The sequence below is a fragment of the Sulfolobus sp. E5-1-F genome (genome assembly GCF_009601705.1).
Classification (GTDB): domain Archaea; phylum Thermoproteota; class Thermoprotei_A; order Sulfolobales; family Sulfolobaceae; genus Saccharolobus.
In genome coordinates, this window is the sequence record NZ_CP045687.1 from 1,212,983 (window position 1) to 1,231,911 (window position 18,929).

General features: G+C 37.0%; 18 protein-coding genes and 1 pseudogene. 9 read left to right on the forward strand and 10 right to left on the reverse strand.

Annotated elements, in window-relative coordinates; genetic code table 11:
• Positions 1-10: 10 nt before the first annotated feature.
• From GFS03_RS05910 to GFS03_RS05925, 4 genes and pseudogenes are all read right to left on the reverse strand, one after another.
• Positions 11-1,486 carry a 4-hydroxyphenylacetate 3-hydroxylase family protein gene (locus GFS03_RS05910; RefSeq protein WP_153422947.1) on the reverse strand — a complete coding sequence of 492 codons (1,476 nt, stop codon included), beginning with the start codon at positions 1,484-1,486 and terminating at the stop codon, positions 11-13.
• Entirely contained in the window at positions 1,483-2,430 is a 948-nt protein-coding gene (hpaD, locus tag GFS03_RS05915) for a 3,4-dihydroxyphenylacetate 2,3-dioxygenase (protein ID WP_153422948.1), read from the reverse strand. Before hpaD ends, GFS03_RS05910 begins: the two co-directional genes overlap by 4 nt.
• 54 nt (positions 2,431-2,484) lie before the next feature.
• Positions 2,485-2,952 carry a flavin reductase family protein gene (locus GFS03_RS05920; protein WP_153422949.1) on the reverse strand — a complete coding sequence of 156 codons (468 nt, stop codon included), beginning with the start codon at positions 2,950-2,952 and terminating at the stop codon, positions 2,485-2,487.
• 55 nt (positions 2,953-3,007) lie between these two features.
• Positions 3,008-4,487: pseudogene (locus tag GFS03_RS05925) on the reverse strand (MFS transporter).
• 132 nt (positions 4,488-4,619) lie between these two features.
• Between GFS03_RS05925 and GFS03_RS05930 the strand changes: the two are divergent.
• Positions 4,620-5,252, forward strand: a complete 633-nt coding sequence (locus GFS03_RS05930; RefSeq protein ID WP_153422950.1) for a helix-turn-helix domain-containing protein — start codon at positions 4,620-4,622, stop codon at positions 5,250-5,252.
• Here GFS03_RS05930 and GFS03_RS05935 read toward each other — a convergent pair.
• Positions 5,244-7,112: an AMP-binding protein gene (locus GFS03_RS05935; protein WP_153422951.1), complete on the reverse strand. Its 1,869-nt coding sequence runs from the start codon at positions 7,110-7,112 to the stop codon at positions 5,244-5,246. The genes GFS03_RS05930 and GFS03_RS05935 overlap by 9 nt on opposite strands.
• A gap of 100 nt (positions 7,113-7,212) precedes the next feature.
• On the opposite strand from GFS03_RS05935, the gene GFS03_RS05940 reads away from it, so the two are divergent.
• The 5 genes from GFS03_RS05940 (at position 7,213) to GFS03_RS05960 (ending at position 11,655) form a co-directional block, all read left to right on the forward strand.
• Positions 7,213-8,328: an acyl-CoA dehydrogenase family protein gene (locus GFS03_RS05940; RefSeq protein ID WP_153422952.1), complete on the forward strand. Its 1,116-nt coding sequence runs from the start codon at positions 7,213-7,215 to the stop codon at positions 8,326-8,328.
• Between the two features lie 62 nt (positions 8,329-8,390).
• On the forward strand, positions 8,391-9,536 hold the full coding sequence (locus GFS03_RS05945) for a thiolase domain-containing protein (protein ID WP_153422953.1): 1,146 nt from the start codon (positions 8,391-8,393) through the stop codon (positions 9,534-9,536).
• A complete protein-coding gene (locus tag GFS03_RS05950; RefSeq protein ID WP_153422954.1) occupies positions 9,533-10,711 on the forward strand; it encodes a thiolase domain-containing protein in 1,179 nt (392 codons plus the stop codon). Before GFS03_RS05945 ends, GFS03_RS05950 begins: the two co-directional genes overlap by 4 nt.
• A gap of 11 nt (positions 10,712-10,722) precedes the next feature.
• Complete coding sequence (locus GFS03_RS05955; protein ID WP_153422955.1) at positions 10,723-11,220, forward strand: Zn-ribbon domain-containing OB-fold protein; 498 nt, start codon at positions 10,723-10,725, stop codon at positions 11,218-11,220.
• Entirely contained in the window at positions 11,221-11,655 is a 435-nt protein-coding gene (locus tag GFS03_RS05960; RefSeq protein ID WP_153422956.1) for a Zn-ribbon domain-containing OB-fold protein, read from the forward strand.
• On the opposite strand, the gene GFS03_RS13560 is transcribed toward GFS03_RS05960, so the two are convergent.
• Positions 11,652-12,554 (reverse strand): hypothetical protein, encoded by a 903-nt coding sequence (locus GFS03_RS13560; protein ID WP_153422957.1) that lies wholly within the window; start codon positions 12,552-12,554, stop codon positions 11,652-11,654. The two genes, GFS03_RS05960 and GFS03_RS13560, sit on opposite strands and share 4 nt — an antisense overlap.
• Positions 12,555-12,697: 143 nt before the next feature.
• On the opposite strand from GFS03_RS13560, the gene iorA reads away from it, so the two are divergent.
• Genes iorA through GFS03_RS05980 form a run of 3 tightly spaced genes read left to right on the forward strand, consistent with a single transcriptional unit; the run spans position 12,698 to position 16,918 of the window.
• On the forward strand, positions 12,698-14,536 hold the full coding sequence (gene iorA, locus GFS03_RS05970; RefSeq protein WP_153422958.1) for an indolepyruvate ferredoxin oxidoreductase subunit alpha: 1,839 nt from the start codon (positions 12,698-12,700) through the stop codon (positions 14,534-14,536).
• Complete coding sequence (locus GFS03_RS05975) at positions 14,524-15,108, forward strand: indolepyruvate oxidoreductase subunit beta (RefSeq protein ID WP_153422959.1); 585 nt, start codon at positions 14,524-14,526, stop codon at positions 15,106-15,108. Before iorA ends, GFS03_RS05975 begins: the two co-directional genes overlap by 13 nt.
• Entirely contained in the window at positions 15,098-16,918 is a 1,821-nt protein-coding gene (locus GFS03_RS05980; protein WP_153422960.1) for an AMP-binding protein, read from the forward strand. Before GFS03_RS05975 ends, GFS03_RS05980 begins: the two co-directional genes overlap by 11 nt.
• Here GFS03_RS05980 and GFS03_RS05985 read toward each other — a convergent pair.
• From GFS03_RS05985 to GFS03_RS06000, 4 genes are all read right to left on the reverse strand, one after another.
• Complete coding sequence (locus GFS03_RS05985; RefSeq protein ID WP_153422961.1) at positions 16,915-17,376, reverse strand: peroxiredoxin; 462 nt, start codon at positions 17,374-17,376, stop codon at positions 16,915-16,917. The genes GFS03_RS05980 and GFS03_RS05985 overlap by 4 nt on opposite strands.
• Positions 17,377-17,529: 153 nt before the next feature.
• Entirely contained in the window at positions 17,530-17,787 is a 258-nt protein-coding gene (locus GFS03_RS05990; RefSeq protein WP_153422962.1) for a DUF3834 domain-containing protein, read from the reverse strand.
• A gap of 1 nt (position 17,788) precedes the next feature.
• Positions 17,789-17,938 (reverse strand): hypothetical protein, encoded by a 150-nt coding sequence (locus GFS03_RS13820; protein WP_153424561.1) that lies wholly within the window; start codon positions 17,936-17,938, stop codon positions 17,789-17,791.
• 245 nt (positions 17,939-18,183) lie between these two features.
• Positions 18,184-18,927 (reverse strand): MBL fold metallo-hydrolase, encoded by a 744-nt coding sequence (locus GFS03_RS06000; RefSeq protein WP_153422963.1) that lies wholly within the window; start codon positions 18,925-18,927, stop codon positions 18,184-18,186.
• Positions 18,928-18,929: the final 2 nt, after the last annotated feature.

The window sequence follows — 18,929 nt, forward strand, 5'->3', positions numbered from 1 at the left end:
CTGCTGACCGTTATGCTTTGGGATTTGGCATTTGATCCAATATCTCTTTAACCAATCTTACGAACTCGTGTTTCCTGTCTCTAAATACTTCAGTATATGTCTGAGCCCATCTTATTGTTGGATCTCCCCTACTAAATCTATCATATTGTTCATATCTCATACCAGCTTCAGACCCTATCACATCCCACAACAGATTAAACAATTTGACCCTATCCAATGCGTTCAGGCCCTTCATTGCCATGTATTTATCTAATAGTTTTCTCTCCTCAGGGTTTTCGAAATCCCTTATGCCTGCTGGTATTGGTATAGAAGCGCCACCGGAAATTGATCTTAATATTTCATTAGCCCTAGGTAATGCCTTCATATTAAAGTGACTTACTGATATTGAAGTGTATGGATCTGGTCTAGTAATGTTAGGTAACTCTTCTGCTCTCTCAACCGATGCGTAAAGAGCAGCTTCGTTTAATGAGACGTATATTAATATTTCACCTATCTTTTCTTGGACGTTGATAAAATTGCTAGTCCCTGCTGCTTCTGCGATTGCAATGGCTAAACCAGCTAAGAATTTAAGTCTGGAGTAATGCTGAATTGCGAAGTGCCAATTAAACCAGCCTCTAAGCCTTACAGTGTGCCACATCAAGTCTTCAATTAATTCTGGTTTTTTGAAGAATATTATTCTATCCCACGGAACAAGCACATTATCTAATATTAAAATGGCATCAGATTCCTCGAATTTAGATGAAATTGGATATTCAAACTCTCCTCCTTCTCTAGGTTGAAATCCTCTTCTAGCTAAGAATTTAACTCCCTTAGCATTAGTTGGTATTGAAAAGTAAATTGCATATCTAGGGTCGCTGTCCCTTCTAACGTTTGGCATATACCACAGCATTTCAGCATATGGACCTGCAGTACTTATCATCGCCGCACCCCTTACTAAAACCCCTTCTGGTCTTTCTTCAACTATTCCTATTTGAATATATGGATCTTCCCACTGGGAAGGTGGTCTAGATCTATCGTACATTGGTGCCACAATAGCGTGAGTATAAAATAGATCCTTTTTTGTAGCTTCCTTATAAATTTCTATGGCATTTTCCATGAACTTTGAGCCAAAATGTTTTCCAAAATAATCTTCAGCATGAGCGTAAAATACCATCGTCCATATATTTAGATAGTCTGGACTTCTGCCAAAAAATCCCCTATAGAAGTCATAGATTTTTATCAACCCATCCCTCATTTTCGCTAAGTCTTGCTTATTTCTAGGTCTTAAGAAGCTAATACTTGTTTCTTCACCCACATCTGGATTATAAACTCTTAAATATTGTTTATAATGTTCTTCCCAGTGTAAATCATAGTATTTTGCCACTGTAGATATAGGTATTTTAAACGCTGGATGTTCAGTAACATCACTGACTATATCTCCTTCATAGTATACTACTGGTTGATTCTCTTTAATACTTTTTACATAATCTATTCCTTTTCGTATCATTTAGACCACCCCTTTAATTGACCTGTGGAAATGTCCTCCACGGGAACCCACTCATTTAACCAAGATTGAGGAATCGGTCTACTCCAGAAATCACTTCTGTACCTATATTGATCATGGGTCCAAACTACTGGTTTCCATTTATCCGGATCCAATACTACGTAATCATTTGTAAAAAATTCTATTCTATTTCTATCGAAATCTCTCAAATAAATATAATAACCTTCTGTCGCTCCATGTCTACCTGGTCCTCTCTCTATATTATCCCATAATCCTACCGAAGCTAAAATATCAGCTGCCTTTATAACATCCCTAACGTCATGAACGTAATATGTCTCATGATGAAAACCTGGGAAGTTTTTATCAGATCTAGCTATTGCAATTTCGTGAGAATCCCCTCTTTTAGTTAACCATACAACAGTTCGATTTCCATCTTTATCCAAATACATCTCAGTTTCGTAATAACCCATTATTTTCCTAAGAAAATCAGTTTCTTTCTCTAAATCGTTCACAATATAATTCACATGTGCTAATCTTACCGGGCTTACGCCTCTATGCTTATGGAACGCTAACCTCAGATCTCCAACATACTCCATTTCATAATATAGGAAAATTGGGATACCTTGAGGAGTTTCAAATAATAACCCGTCACTTACCCCTTTTTCCCTAAATCTCATCACTTTAAGACCTAAACCCTCTAATTCTCGCTTTGCCTTATCCAGCTCCTCTCCCTTAGTAACCCTTAGCCCAATATAAGATAAACCAGCAGAATTTGCCTTCTTTAATATTAAACTGTGATGCTGACCTTCTTCTATACCCCTCAAGTAAATGTAGTCGCCATCCTTTTCCGTCTCCACAAGTCCTAAAAGCTCTGAGTAAAAATATCTGGCCTTATCTAAATCGCTAACTCTTATACACACATGGGATACGCGTAAAATATTGATCATCAAATCACAAAGTGTAAAAAGGATAAATTAACCAACCATTAAACTGATTTAAGGTTATTTACATAATTTCCAATAGTTTCTATTATAATAGACTAAGGGCGAGAAATTATCTCTTAGAACCTTTCCATTAACTACCTCACCTACTACTATGGTATGATCACCAATATCAATAGTCTTATACTTTCTAGCTTCTATGTAAGCGTAACTATCAGCCAATATGGGCATTCCGTTTAAACCTTCAAAGAACTTTACCTCCTTGAATCTTTCCTTTACAGGTTTAAAAGCAAACGTATTGAATATTTTCTCATCTTCAACAAAATTTACTATGAAACCATTGCTCTCGATAAAAGGTACATCATTACCCTTAATTTTATCTGCTGTAAACATAACTAATGGTGGGTCTAAAGAAAGAGAATTAAACGTGTTAACTGTCATTCCTACTAAATTATCACTCCATTTAGTTGTAACTACTACTATTCCTAGTGGGAATAATCTCATTATGCTTCTTATTGTCTCACTCATGAGAGTACATACTTAAAAAAATTATTTAAGTTTATCATTAAACTGAGTTGATATCTTAAGGAGAAACCTCATCCAATCTCTTGTTAGCTGACCTATGACCTATTGATATCGCAATTATTGTTGAAATTACTTGAAACAAGGCTATCAGCAAAAACACCTCTATTGCCAAGGTTGTAGTAACGCCAGAAGCTATCAGAGAACCTATAAAAGAGGAAATTGCAATAATCCCTATCCCACCCCCTATATGACCTACACCGTCGCATAAGGCAAAACCAGTACTCCTAGCTCTCGTAGGAAAACTCTCAGCAGTCCAAGCATATGAAGTAGGAACCCATAAATTGAACCCATAAAAGAGAATTATAGATCCTAGGAAAGATAAAACGACGTTGGTACCTGCTATAGCTATTAATAACCCCCCCAATTATTGTGAAGATTACTGAAATGGCTGTCCATGTCTTTCTTTCAAGTCTGTCTCCAATAAAGAAAGTTGTTATAGGAACCAATATGAAACCTAAAACGCCTATTGCTGCAATCATTCCAGCTTCTGGTGGAGCAAATCCTAACGAGGCTAATACAGACGTTAAACCAGCTGCCAAGGTATAGACGGTCATATAACCAAATAACCACATCGAGACCAGTATACTAAACCTCTTTATGTAAATTGAGGAACTAAATACGGTCTTTAATGCATCCAAATAGGAAAACCTCTCTGCAATGTAAGGCTGAATTATGTTTGGTAGTGGTGGGAGATTACCAAACTTACTACTAGCCTTCTTCTCCATCATCTCAACTATCCTTTCAGCCTCAGTCAATTTACCCTTAGATAGCAACCACCTTGGAGATTCCGGTAAGCTAAACCTTAACAGCAATCCTATTAAAGCCAACAATGCACCTATACCATACATTACTCTCCATCCATTAACTGCAAAAAATCCACTTCCACCAAGTGCAAACGGTAAACCTAGAGGAAATGGAGCAGAGGGCGTTGTTAAAAACAATCCTAACCATATGCCTAGTGTAGCTCCTAGTGTTGAAAACAAGAATACTAGGCTAGTGTATTTAGCCCTACCGTTAATGGGAGCGACTTCCCCAATATAAGTGTTAACTATGGCTAAATCGGCACCAACTCCTATTCCAGTTATAGTCCTAGCTAAAAGGAAATTAATATAGTCGTTAGCTAATGCGTTATATAAACTACCTAGCCCAGTTATTAGCATAGTTATCATTAACATTCTTCTCCTACCTATTACGTCAGATATTGGGGAAAGTATGAGGGATCCTATTATATACCCTATGAGGTTTAATAGGACTATGGGACCTAGTAATGCTGGAATTTGAGGAGAGGATGGACTGCTAACGTGGAATAGCGTTAATGCTGTTTGTATAAATGATACGTTTATATCGAAAATATCATAAAAAGTAAAGAGAAATCCTACCCCTAGTATCCCTATAAAAATATATGATAATCCCCATATAGGAATCCTATCCATTCTTGCAATTATTTCCCCCGCTTTTACTGCAGCTTTTTCTGCCATATTTTTGCTTTTCAAATCAATAATTTAATATTCTATATTAAACTAGTTTAATAAACATACGACTAACAGTATACTATATAATAGTTCCTTATAATACATAACATTTATATTATTAAAGAGTTTAAATAGTACATGATTAACTTGATTAAACATGTAGATATTGTTGTAAACCATGAAGATTGTTGGACTTCACATATGCCATTTACCGCATATACCATTAATTTGGAAGTTTATCCACATAAGAACTATTTAAGGAGTAGAATTCTTATTGAGTCAACAGAAGATAAGGTTATATCAAATTTAATGAAAACGCACAGAAGCGTTGTAAAAGTTATAAAGGTGGATAGGTTTAAGGGAGGAACTTATGTGGATTTTTTAAATAAATACAAGGGATCAATAGCTGGGGTCCTCTACGACAAGGAAGTATTGATCCTAGGTAATCTCATAAAAGAAAAAGAAGAAAGATGGTCATTTGTAACTTCTAGCAAAAATCTTCGAGAGATTCTAGGTGAGATCAAAAGTTTAGGAAAGGTAAATAAGGTGGAGATAACAGACTTTAACCCAATTCTCTACCCTAATCTGACTGAATGGGAAAAGAGAGTGCTTACAGTAGCGTATTCCCATGGTTATTTAGACTATCCTAGAAGAGCAACTGCAGATGAATTAGCTGAACTACTAGGAATAAGCAAGGTAACGTTCCTCTACCATTTAAGAAATGCCCAAAGGAAGCTAATTGAGTTTTCGATAAAAAACATTTTAGCTTAGGCTCTTTAATGATTCCTTGAGTTCGTCCATTATCCTTATATCATCCAACGTTGAAATATCACCAGGGTTCTCATTGGCTAGGATAGCCTTTAGTAACCTTCTCATTATCTTCCCGCTTTTAGTTTTAGGCAGTCTCTTCACAAACACCACTTTGTCCACTATGTATCCAGCGTTCCTACAATAGTTCTTAATATCATTTCTGAGGACATCACTAACCTCAACCCCATGTCTTGGGACTACAAATGCTACTACATTAGCACCTTGGCCTACTACAGCAGCTTCTGCCACGTTTGGATGAGTTACTATTACACTTTCAACTTCAAGTGTTCCTATTCTCTCCCCTTCTGCTCTTATTACGTCATCAGCTCTTCCTAGCACGAACAGATATCCATCCTCATCAACATAACCGTAATCTCCAGTGTAGAAGTATCCTGGGAATCTAGACCAATACTTCTCCTTTATCTTCTCGTAATTGGGATCATTCCACATTTTAGCTAAAGCTGGATTAAGTGGTTTTAACACTATGTAACCCTTTTGCTTAGGAGGCAATGGTTTTCCTTCATCGTCAACAATTAAGAAATAGGTTCCTCCCGGGAATTGTATTCCAGCTGAACCTGCTTTAAAGGGAATCTCACCAATTCCGTAAGGAGTTGCGCCCACGGGGGATAAATGTTCAGTCATCCAGTACGCATCTGCTATCTTAACGTGAGGAAGATTCTGATTTAACCAGAGCCATGCTCCAATGTTTAAAGGTTCCCCAGTATTGAGAATCATTCTTAAGCTTGACGTATCACCACCTTTAACTGACTCCTCTCCTAAACTTTTCAGAGTGTAGAGAGTTGTGGTTGAACTCCACACTAGACTTACATTATACCTCTCAATTATTCTGGAGAATAGGTCTCTTTTATAGCCAACATATCCCTCAAAGAGCACGCCAGGTATTCCCATAACTGGTATTGTATATAAATTGGCCATTGGCCATACTGGCCAACCTAATTCTGAAACAGTCCACCAAACATCGTTCTCCGTTGGGTTAAATATCGCTTTAAAGGCCCAGTTAAGTGCAATTACATATCCTCCATTAGTATGATATAATCCCTTAGGTCTCCCTGTAGTTCCAGATGTATAGTAAACTGTTGCAGGTTCGTTAGCTTCAACTTCTACTGGTTTAACGTAGACTTTTCCCCTAGGTTTAACATCATCGTAAACAATATCTCTTTGTGTATTAACATTAATATCAGAATATCCCCTCGGCACTATCAAGACTTTCTGTATAGGTGTAGTATGAGAGTCCAAAACTTTATCCACAAAATCCTTAATTCTTATCTCATTTCCATTCCTAAATGTCTTTGAAGCAACAATCAATACTTTTGAATTACAATCGTTGAACCTATATGCTAATGTCTCCTCACTCAAACCTACGTAATGTATAACTAAAATTGCCCCTAGTCTATGGGCTGCTAGGGAGAAGTATACAGCTTCTGGTATATTAGGCATCAGCATAGATACAGTATCGCCTTTTTTAACGCCTAATTCGCTTAAGACATAAGCTGCTTTATTTACTTCTTGATACAAATCTTGAAAGGATATTGACCTAAAACTATCTAATCTCTCATTGGTCCAATAAAATGCCACCTTGTCTTTCTTATGTGGCAAATGCCTATCTATCGCATTATAGGATATATTAAGTGTTCCCCCGACGAACCACTTCTCGTATGGTGGTTCTCCCTCCAGTATCTTCTCTGGTTGTCTAAACCAACTTATGTAATTAGCTTTATCCCTCCAGAAGGCTTCTGGGTTTTCTGTTGAGAATTTCGCCAAGGCTCTAATCTGATCTAGAGAATATATTTTCCAGCTCATGTTATCATATATATTTGTAAATTAAAAATTATATATACCTTTCGTTCAATAACGATAGATTAATATAAGATTTAAAAGTTACTAGATGTAAGATAAATATATGAGCGAAAAAGAACTTTTTATACAATCCCTAAGGGAGTTCCTCAAAAGAGACGTTGAGAAAACAGCAACTAAAATAGATAAAGAAGATTATTACCCTAGGGATTTAGTTAAGAAGCTTGGAGAGTTAGGCTTTCTAATACCTTTAACTAGTGGACTATCACACTACGATATGATGATAATTTTAGAAGAAATTGCCAAGGTTAGTGGGTCTTTAGCGTTAATCGCTGATGCTCAAGGAGAATTGGCTGGAGAAATGATTAGATTATATGCGGATGAAAGACAAAGGAAAGAGTTTCTAGAACCGATGAGTAAGGGAGAGATGATAGGTAGTTTTGCTCTAACTGAACCTTCAGGTGGAAGTGATATAGGTTCGATAAAGACTTTTGCTGAAAAGAGAAATGGATTGTGGAGAATAAAAGGACATAAGATGTGGATAACTCAAGGACTTTACGCTGATATTTTCGTCACTGTTGCGAAAACTGGCCCATCTAGACATGATTTATCTGTCTTTATAGTGCCTAGAGATAATTGCATTGAGACTAGAAAAATAGAAGTCATGGGTAATAGAGGAACTGGAACCGCTGAGGTAATCTTTCATGATTGTGAAGTGTCAAACGATTACGTTGTTGGAGAAGTAAATAGTGGATGGAATATGGTGAATTCAGTGCTAGAAATAGGTAGACTTGCTATATCGGGGATTGCAATAGGTTTAGCTGAGGCTGCATTAGAAGAAGCTCTTAAGTGGGCTAAATCAAGGACAGCATTTGGCAATTCCATTTATGATTTTCAAGGCATAAGGTGGTACTTTGCCGATTCCATAGCTAAACTAAACGCGGTAAAGTCAATGGCTAAGGATATTAGTAGTAAGTTCGATGAAAATTCAAAGGATAAGGGAGTGTATGTGGCAATGTTAAAGCTATTATCCGCGATTATTGCTAACGAAATAATTGATATCTCCTTACAAGTATTTGGTGGTATGGGTTATGCTAAGGGAACTACTATTGAACGAATATATCGTGATGCCAGATTACTTAGGATAGGTGAGGGAACTGATGAAGTACAAAGACACATTATTGCTAAATATATTGAACGGTATGGAATACCGTATATTTAATTAGTTTTGATCCTTTCCGACTTAGGGTAAAAAGCTTTAATAATTACGCAAATAGAATATAGTTGGGGACTTTTTTGAATCGAATTGCTATAATAGGCGTAGGTTGGTTTGGCTTTAGACCTACAACGCCAGAAGTCTCATTTAGAGAAATGGTTTTTGAGGCTGCGTCTAGAGCATATAAAGATGCAGGGAATATAAATCCTAGATATGATGTAGACTCTTTTATATCTTGCCAAGAGGACTTCTGGGAGGGAATTTCGATATCAGATGAATTTGCACCAGACCAAATAGGAGGGGCAATGAGACCAACCATGACTGTAGCTGGAGACTCGCTCCAAGGATTAGCCCATGCAGTAATGCATATTAATTCCGGTGTAGCTAACGTAGTCTCAGTTGAAGCCCATTCTAAAGTAAGCGACATACTCACGTTTAGTGACTTGGAGAAATTCGCCATGGATCCAATATATGTCAGATCCATTAATCCACCAAATTTTCATTTTATTGCAGGGTTAGATGCTGTAAAATTCATGCATAGAAAAGGGATAACAAGAGAAGATTTGGCATTAGTCGTGGAAAAAAATAAGAAGGCTGGTCTCTTATCTCCTAGAGCATCTTATGCTAGTAATATATCGGCTGAAGACGTGCTAAAGAAAGATTACGTAGTTTATCCTCTTAGTGAATTGGATATAGCACCTTTTGTGGACGGGGCAGTAGTTATAGTAGTTGCTGATGAGGAAGTCGCTAGAAAGCTGAAAAAAGACGATTATGTAGTAATCAAGGGACTAGGATTCGCAACGGATTCTTCAAACTTAGAAACTGCGGAACTAGGAAAGGCAAACTACATGAGGATAGCCTCTGATATGGCATATAGAATGGCTGGAATTGAGTCGCCTAGAAAATACTTTGATGCTGCTTTCGTTGATGATAGATACAGTTACAAAGAATTACAGCACTTAGAGGGATTGAGAATTTCCGAGGAACCATCAAAAGACTTAAGGGAGGGTAATTTCTCTCTTCAAGGAGAAATTCCAGTAAATCCATTAGGTGGGCATATGGCTAAGGGGGTTCCTTTAGAAGCTTCAGGTTTTTCATTATTGTTAGATGCAATAGATTATATCAAACAAGGGAAAGGTGAAAGGGCTCTAGTCGCATCTTGGCGTGGAATTCCCACGCTTACTGGATCAGTTGTGGTGGTGGAAAAGCCGTGAAGGTAAATATTCATTTAAATAAAAGAGTTGCTGTAATAGGTGCTGGCTTAACTCTATTTAGGAGAAGACTACTAGAAACTCCACAAGAGATAGCGTGGGAGGCTGCGAATAAAGCATTAAATGAGGCTGGACTGGAGTTAAAGGATATTGATTGTGTTGTTATTGGAAGTGCACCAGATGCTTTTGATGGAGTTAACCTAAAGGGTGAATACTTATCACATGGTGCTGGAGGCATTAGAAAACCAGTAAGTAGAGTTTATGTAGGTGGGGCTACAGGAGTTATGACTGCAATAGCAGGATGGTATCATGTTGCCAGTGGTTTATGCCAGAAAGTCTTGGCTGTTGCTGAGGAAAAGATGAGCCCAGCTAGACCTCATCCTCAAGCGGTATTCAGATATATATGGGATCCGATTTTGGAAAAACCATTGAACCCCAACCTAATTTGGATATTCGCAATGGAAATGCACAGATATATGGCAACCTATGGAATTAAAAAAGAGGAGATTGCATTAGTTTCTGTAAAAAACAAGAGGAATGCGATAAACAACCCATATGCGCAATTAGGATCAAATATAACGGTAGAGGACGTGCTGAAGAGTGAAGTCTTAGTTTGGCCAGTTCAACTCTTAGACGTTAGCCCAGTTAGTGATGGCGGGGCTGCAATCGTATTAGCTTCTGAAGATGTAGCAAGAAGGTATACTGATACACCAGTTTGGGTTGAAGGTGTTGGATGGACGTTAGATAATACAGAATGGCCTGCTAGAGATCTAGCTTATGCTAGATATGTGGAATTCGCGGCTAGAATGGCTTATAAGATGGCCGGAATTGAAAGACCCAATAAGGAAATAGATGTTGCTGAACCGTATGATCCGTTTGATTACAAAGAACTACATCATTTAGAAGCATTACAATTGGCTAAGAGAGGAGAGGCTCCAAAATTATTAAAGGAGGGAGTATTCGACATTGATGGAGATATACCCAGTAGCCCTAGTGGAGGCTTACTGGGAGTAGGTAACCCTATTGCCGCTGCGGGTTTAATGAAAGTCATAAGTATATATTGGCAACTTAAGGGGACCGCTGGGAAAATGCAAGTTAAAAGACCAGTACATACTGGCGTAGCCCAAGCTTGGGGAGATTTAATGCAAGCGGGTACGGTTATAGTTTTACGTAATTAAGGTGATATGAGATGGTAACTCCTCTAAAGGAAGAAGACTTAAGTAAACATTATCTAGTTTCATATAAACCAAACGCCAAATACGCGTACACAGCTGGACAAGCCCAAAGTAAATACCTACTTGGACTTAAGGAAGGTAAAATATATGGAAGGAAGTGCAATAAGTGCGGTAGGATACATGTACCACCAAAAATGTATTGCGATGAATGTTTTAGACCTACTGATGAGTGGGTGGAGGTAAAAGATGAAGGGATTGTAATGACTGCAGTTGCTAGTTTCATAAGTTGGACTAGGGCTAAATTAGAGGAGCCAGAGATAGTAGGTGTTATAAGATTATTACCTTCTAATGATAGAGATTTCGTATACCCTGGAATATTCCACAGAATATGTGTAAGTTATGAACAGGTTAAGAGTATGGAAATCATAGGGAAGAGGGTTAAGGCAGTGTGGAAACCAAAGGAGGAAAGGAAAGGAAGTATCGAAGATATCCAGTGCTTTAAGGTGATCTAAATGTCCTGGGAGAAAAGCGGAAAAGAAGGAAGCCTATTAAGATGGTACGACATAATGGAAGCTGAAAAATATGAGTATACAGTAGGTCCAGCGGGAGAACAGTTCTTCAACGGACTGAAACAAAGTAAGATTGTGGGAAGTAAGTGTAGTAAGTGTGGAAGAATCTACGTTCCCGCTAGATCATATTGTGAGCACTGCTTCGTGAAGATAGAGAATTATGTGGAAATAAATAAGGATGAGGCTTACGTGGATTCATATACAATAATTTACAATGATGATGAAGGGAACAAATTAGCACAACCAGTCTATATTGTCCTAATTAGATTTCCTAACGTTGAAGGAGGATTATTGTGCTACGCTGAAGGGAATGTTAAAGTAGGGGCAAAAGCCAAGATCATGAACTTTCAGTGGCCTTTACGAGTTAAGGTTGACTAATTTTTTTCGAAAATACTTTCACCCTTATATATATATTCTGTATTCGTATCTAACTCTATACTACAAGGAATCATTCCATATAACGTACTGCCGGATAAGAATATACAGACGTCTTGAACTTTACGCAGAAGCTTAACTGAAATATCAGAGTTTTCTCTTAAATTTAATATTTCCTTGGAGTTAGCGAAGCTTATCATAACATTTATGATATTTCCATTCCTATCTTTTATCTTACTTATTGTGAAAACTTCTCCCAACAGTTTCTTATTTCTTATTTTATTCTCTTCATCTAGCAACAATTTCAACGCGGAGTGAAGTCTAAAACTATCGGGGGATTTCCTCTCATCTTCGCTTAGTTCATTAACTTTTAACTCGTATATATTATTACCAAGAATTAAATGAAAAACCTCATCTCTTATTATTAAATATGCTTCATCACTATCTCCTTGAGTAGAAACCAAATAATTGATTAGAGCTTTTTTCATATCGCTGATTTTTTCAAGAGTCTTCCCCAATTCTACATCCTTAGTCTGACTCTTATTAAGCTCCGATAGATGATGTTCAAATTCCTCTAATTCCTTCCATGCTAAATCGATGTTATTTTCCGTTACTATTTTACTAAGTTTATCCATAAAAAGATAATATAACTCTGGAGTGGTAGATGTTGATTCTAACCATAAATATACGTTACTTAGACTTTCTTTTATTTTCTTAGTTTTATCATTACCAAATTTTCTTCTCGTAACTCCTATGGAAAGATCTAGGGCAATATCACTTGATACTTTTACGAGTCTCTCCAGGTTACTCATATCTATCTCTACATTCAATAATTCACTCACTATTATTAATTTAAGAAAATTATTTAGGAATTTCTCTAGCATTTCATGAGTTTGAGCCATGTGATAGAGTATGCATTGATAGATTAAAAAGATTAAACTACCCATGTACTAAAATAAACTTTACTTCTGAAGTTTAATCAAATTATTAAAATCTTAAACTTTAGAAAGCAACACTTATTAACGTTTAAACTATAATTATAAATGTGATTGAACTTTCTACAACTAAGAGAGTAATTTTGGGGAATGAGGCAATAGCCTTTGGCGCATTAAGTGCTGGAGTGTCCATAGCTACAGGCTATCCGGGCACGCCATCTACTGAAATAATAGAAACTTTAATGAAATATGGTAAAATATATGCAGAATGGAGTACAAACGAAAAAGTGGCATTTGAAACGGCTTATGGAGCAGCTATCAACGGAGCTTTTGCCCTAACTGCTATGAAACACGTAGGGTTAAACGTTGCAGCAGATCCGTTAATGAGCTCATCATATACTGGAGTTGAAGGAGCGCTAGTTATAGTTTCTGCAGATGATCCTTCTATGTGGTCATCACAAAATGAGCAAGATAACAGATACTACGGTTTACATGCGTTAATTCCAGTTATAGAGCCATATGATCCGCAATCCGCTCATGACTTAACCGTAGAGGCCTTCAAGCTAAGTAACAAAGTTAAACACCCAGTAATTCTTAGATCAACTACGAGGATAGGTCACATTAGAGGGCCAGTAGAACTTAAACCTCCCTCTAAACCAGTCCTAGGCAGTCTTATTAAGAATCCTAGACGTTATGTGTTAGTCCCAGAGAACGCTAGAAGAAATAGAGTTGAACAGTTAAAGAGATGGGAAAAAATTGAAGAGGAGGTAGAGAATTTGAATGAACTAATCGACAACGATAGTGAAAATCTAATAATTGCCTCAGGTATCTCATTCGGTTACGTAATAGATGCGATAAAAGAGTTAGAGATTAAGACGAACGTATTAAGATTATCTACTCCCGTCCCTATACCCAAAAGGCTAATTCTCGATGCAGTGAGCAACTCTAAAAGGGTTTTAATAGTAGAAGAAGGTGAGCCAATTGTGGAATATCAAGTAAAGGATCTCCTATATGATCAAGGGGTAAGAGTGGAATTACATGGAAAGGATTTAGTAAGTAGAGTTGGAGAGATGACATTAGATAAGATATACTATGCCTTTAGCAAATTCTTTGGGTTAGACCTTGTATCAGAGTACTTAGAAATTCCCCAAGATATACCACCGAGACCTCCAGCACTATGTCCAGGATGTCCACACAGAAACTCATTCATAGATTTGAAGAAGGCAATTACAATGGCTTCCTTTAAGCCTAACGAAACGTTCATCTCTGGTGATATTGGATGTTATACATTAGGATTTTTACCACCTTTTGACGCCCAAGACTCTTCTACCGATATGGGTTCAAGTATAGGAATTGCAAATGGCGTTTATAGGTCTACTGGAAATATACCGATAGCAGTTATTGGAGATTCTACGTTCTTCCACAGCGGGATTTCAGCACTCGTAAATGCTGTTTATAATCAAACTCCAATGCTCGTGTTTGTCTTAGATAATAGGTCTACTGCAATGACCGGACAACAGCCGAGTCCATCAAAGGAAATTGATATAGGAGAGGTTGCTAAGGGTTTAGGAGTAAAGTATGTAAAGTATGTTGATCCTTTTGACGTTAACTCTTCAATAAAGGAGTTATCGAACGCGTTAAAGTGGGTTAAGGATAATAAACAACCAGCAGTTGTTATAGCTAAAAGAGCTTGTGCGTTATTAGTTATGGATAATGTGGAGGAAGATAATCTACCAAAGGCTATAGTAGACCTAGAGAAATGCACCGGTTGTAGCATATGTTATGACTACTTTACATGCCCAGCCATAATTCCCAGAAAGGATAAGAAAGCTGAGATAGATAATTATACTTGCATAGGTTGTGGGGCTTGTGTACCAGTTTGCCCGTTTAAAGCAATATCCTTAAAGGGTAACAAACCGGAAAAATGGGATGAATTATGGCTAGGGTAAACATTTTAATCGCCGGTGTGGGAGGCCAAGGTATAATAACTGCCGGTAAGATGATAGCTGAGGCTGGGAACTATTCAAATACCAAGGTCTTAATAGCAGAAACTCATGGTTTAGCGCAAAGAGGTGGAGGAGTTAACATTCACGTGAGAATAGGTGAAGTTAATTCTCCATTAATACCATTGGGAAAGGCTGATTATCTAGTCGGCTTAGAGGCTACTGAGGTTTTAAGAAACTTAAACTACGCTTCAAGAAAACATACTACTATCATTATAAATAACTACGTAATGAGACCAGTTTTACCTAAAGTTAAATTACTTAGTTTACAAGAGGTTCTCGATAAATTAAAAGGGTGTAATGTTCACGTAATTGACGCTAATCAAATAGCCGTAAAGGCTGGAAATATTAAAGCTGCAAATGCTGCAATCCTAGGGTTTTTATATTCCCTGGGAGCGTTTGAAGGTTTAATAAATGAGGAATCTTTCATCAAAGCCTTAAAATATGAGAGTAATATAAAAGCGTTTAAAATTGCCCAAGCCATAAAAATTAATGGGATAGATATTAATGGTATTTAATCCAGATAAGGAGTGGATAGAAAATAGCAATGTATACAAGTTCATGATTGAAAAGAACCTCGATAAACTAGAAGACTTTATTAAGTACACATACGAGAATCCAGAATTTTGGAATGAATTTGTAAAGTTAATTAACGTCCGATTTCAAGAACCTTACACCAAAGTTTTAGATCTAAGTATGGGGAAACAATGGCCCCGATGGTTTATAGGGGGAAAATTGAATATTGGCGATCAATTACGTGATAGTGCTAATGTGTTTATTAAGTGGATGGATGAAGATTTCAATACTAGAACGGTAACTTATTCTCAAATTCTAAATGAGAGTAAGTCAATTGCAAGTTGGTTAAAGAGAATAGGTTTAAAGAAAGGAGATAGGGTTGCAATTTACATGCCGATGATCCCTGAAATTGTATCGGTAATGTTAGGTGCAATTAGAGCAGGGATGATAATCGTACCTTTATTTTCGGGATTTGGTCCAGAACCAATAAGAGTTAGAGTAGATGATAGTGAGGCTAAAGTAATCTTTACTGTTGATAAGAGTATTAGAAGAGGAAAAGAAGTTGATATGTTGAAAAATCTGGAAGGACTAAATATAAATAAAGTAGTATTAAATAGGGGAGGCATTAAAGGTGATTTTTATGAATATAAGGATATAGTAAGAACAAGTGGAGACTATGTAGAAAATACTGATACTGAAGACCCAATGATGATAATTTACACTTCTGGGACTACTGGAAAACCCAAGGGTTGCGTTCATACTCACGATGGGTTTCCAATAAAGGCTTCTGCTGACATTTACTTTCAGTTCGATCTGAAAAAAGATGAGACATTAATGTGGGTTACTGACATGGGGTGGATGATGGGACCATGGATGGTATTTGGAGCACTATTACTAAACGCTAAAATGGGAATGATCGAAGGATATACAAGTGGAGATGTGATACAGAAGTTCGTTGAAGATATGAAGGTTGATGTTTTAGGAGTTTCTGCTAGTCTGGTTAGAGCGTTAAGAAGTCAAGGTAATTTTAATCTAAACGTTAGATTAACAGGTAACACTGGAGAGCCAATTGATCCGGAAAGTTGGTATTGGTTATTTAACGCTAGTGGAAAGAATCCCATTATAAACTATTCCGGAGGTACTGAAATCTCCGGAGGTATTTTAGGGAATTACGTTATAAAGAAGATAAAGCCTTCATCGTTCAATGGCCCTTCACCGGGGATTAATGCCTCAGTATTTAGTGAGGAAGGAAGAGAAGCTCCGCCAAACGTTGAGGGGGAGTTAGTTGTGTTAAGTGTTTGGCCAGGTATGACCAGGGGATTTTGGAGGAATCCAGAGAGGTATATTGAAACTTATTGGTCAGTTTGGAAGGATGTATGGGTTCATGGAGATTTAGCCTATAGAGACGAGGAAGGGTACTTTTACATCGTAGGTAGAAGTGATGATACAATAAAAGTTGCAGGAAAGAGAGTAGGTCCTGCCGAAATCGAAAGCGTGTTAAATTCATTTCCAAATGTAGTTGAATCAGCATGTATAGGAGTTCCAGATCCAATGAAGGGAGAGAAAATAGTCTGTTTCGTAGTCGCAAAGCTTAGCGGGATCGAAAAGGACTTGATAAGATATACGGAGGAGAAGCTGGGTAAGGCATTTGCACCATCAGAAATAAAGATCGTCAAGGAGTTACCCAAGACTAGAAATGCGAAAATAATGAGAAGACTGATAAGGGCAATATACTTAAATAAACCCTTGGGGGATACCTCTGCACTAGAAAATCCATCGGCTTTAGAGGAAATAAAGAGGGTAATCGGTTAGCTTATCTCTTCCGCTTTTATTTGTTTTAACGCCTTAAGAGCTTCATTAACGTGATTTGCTGGATTAGTTTGCGAATTATAAATATGCCTTATTATTCCCTTTTTATCAATAACGAAAGTAACCCTTGCTGGTAATATGAATCCTTTAGCACCGTAAAGTTCCCTGATTTTCTTATCTGGATCACTAATTAGAATAAACGGGAGTTTATACTTTTCCTTGAACCTTTTGTGAGATTCTATATCATCTGAACTAACTCCTATTACTACAACGTCATAATCCTTAAGGAGATCCCAATTATCTCTAAAAGCACAAGCTTCCCTAGTACAGCCTGGTGTATCGTCTTTAGGGTAGAAATAAAGGACTATATTGTGTTTCCCTATAAAGTCTGACAGTGAAATCTTCTCACCGTTGTCTGCAATTCCGTCAAATAGGGGTGCCTTATCTCCAACTTTGACCATAAATTAGATATATCTTTAGTGGTAAAAAACTCACCTTATAAAATTTTCTAATTTTACATAGTTAGTCAGAAAAATTTTGCCCTAAAAATTAGTCCTTTATCCTTAACTCCTTTAGTTCAAGTCCTACTCTTTCATAATCATTCTTGGCTTTCACTAATTCTGACCTGGTCGTAGTAAGCTTATGATTATATTCCCTAAATTATTATTTTCATGATAGTCTCCGGATAATATTCCGATAATTTGGAGATAGTTTTTAGCCGATTTCTCTGGATCGTTTTTAAAAACTTCTATTCCTTCTCTGTAAGCTTCTACTGCAATGTCTGCATCAACGTTAGGCTTTAAGTATATCATACAAGAAGGAGCCAATAGACATAATCTAGAGATATAGTCTGAGAAACTAATCCCTTTCATGTTAAAACCCCTCTCTTACCTCGATTCCTATTAATGCTAAGGAACCATTTTTAACTTCTAAAAGTGCTTCTTCGGGGGTTGTGTTAATAACCTCTTTTACTAAAAGTCTTGAATTGTAGTCAGCCAAGGTTGCTTTTCTTATAGTGTAGATTTTTTCTTGAGTCTAGATTTCCTACAAGGGAGTAGATGTTTATATAAATACCAGCTACTATTTCGTAACCTTTAGGTTAATTCGTAATTGAGTCTAGGGCAACATCTCCTATTTCATTGGTCTTACAAGAATTGTGTAATGTGAACTGCAATTTGTCCTTAATTACAAGATAGGAAATGATACGGGACCAGCTAAAGGTGCTGTTGCAAACATAATTTAAAACATTTAAAAGATTTTTCTCTTCCTCAAATAATCCCCTCTAAATTCTTCCTTATATACTCATCAAATTCCTTAGGTTTAGGCATTTTAATTTCTCTAATTTTATTTATAAATTCGTCTTTATTGTTTATTCTAAATAAAGCATTGAATCTCTTTTCAAACCCTATTGTAGAACTAGGTTTTCCACTTATCCCAATACCACATACTGAACCTGCAGTATGTGCTGGGTAAATTTCGACATAATCTGGCAATTCTTTTAGCTTACCTAGACTATAATATAAATTCTCTTCAGCATTCTCCCCACCTATATCGATTCTCCCTATACCACCTACAAACAATGTATCCCCAGTTAATACAGCCCATGGTTCATTCCAACTTTCATCCCTTCTTCTATCATATATTAGAACTGAAATACTGTCTGGAGTATGTCCAGGAGTATAAACTACCTTTATCTTAACATTTCCAGCCTTTATTTCCTCTCCATCCTTAATCCTCTCCACCTTAAATTTAACTTTTGACTCCTCATGATAGTAAACGTTAGCGTTAGTCAAAGACTGCAGTTTCTTAACACCAGATAAGTGATCTGCATGAGTGTGTGTATCTATTATGTAAGCTATTTTCATATCCCCTAGATCTTGGGCAAGCTTAACGATTTCATCTACCATTTCGTACTTAGGATCAACTACAAACAATTCACCAGCTTGAGTACAGCCAAAAACGTAAGTGGCGCAACCTCCATTTTTGCTTATAATTTGCCTGAATATCATCATTT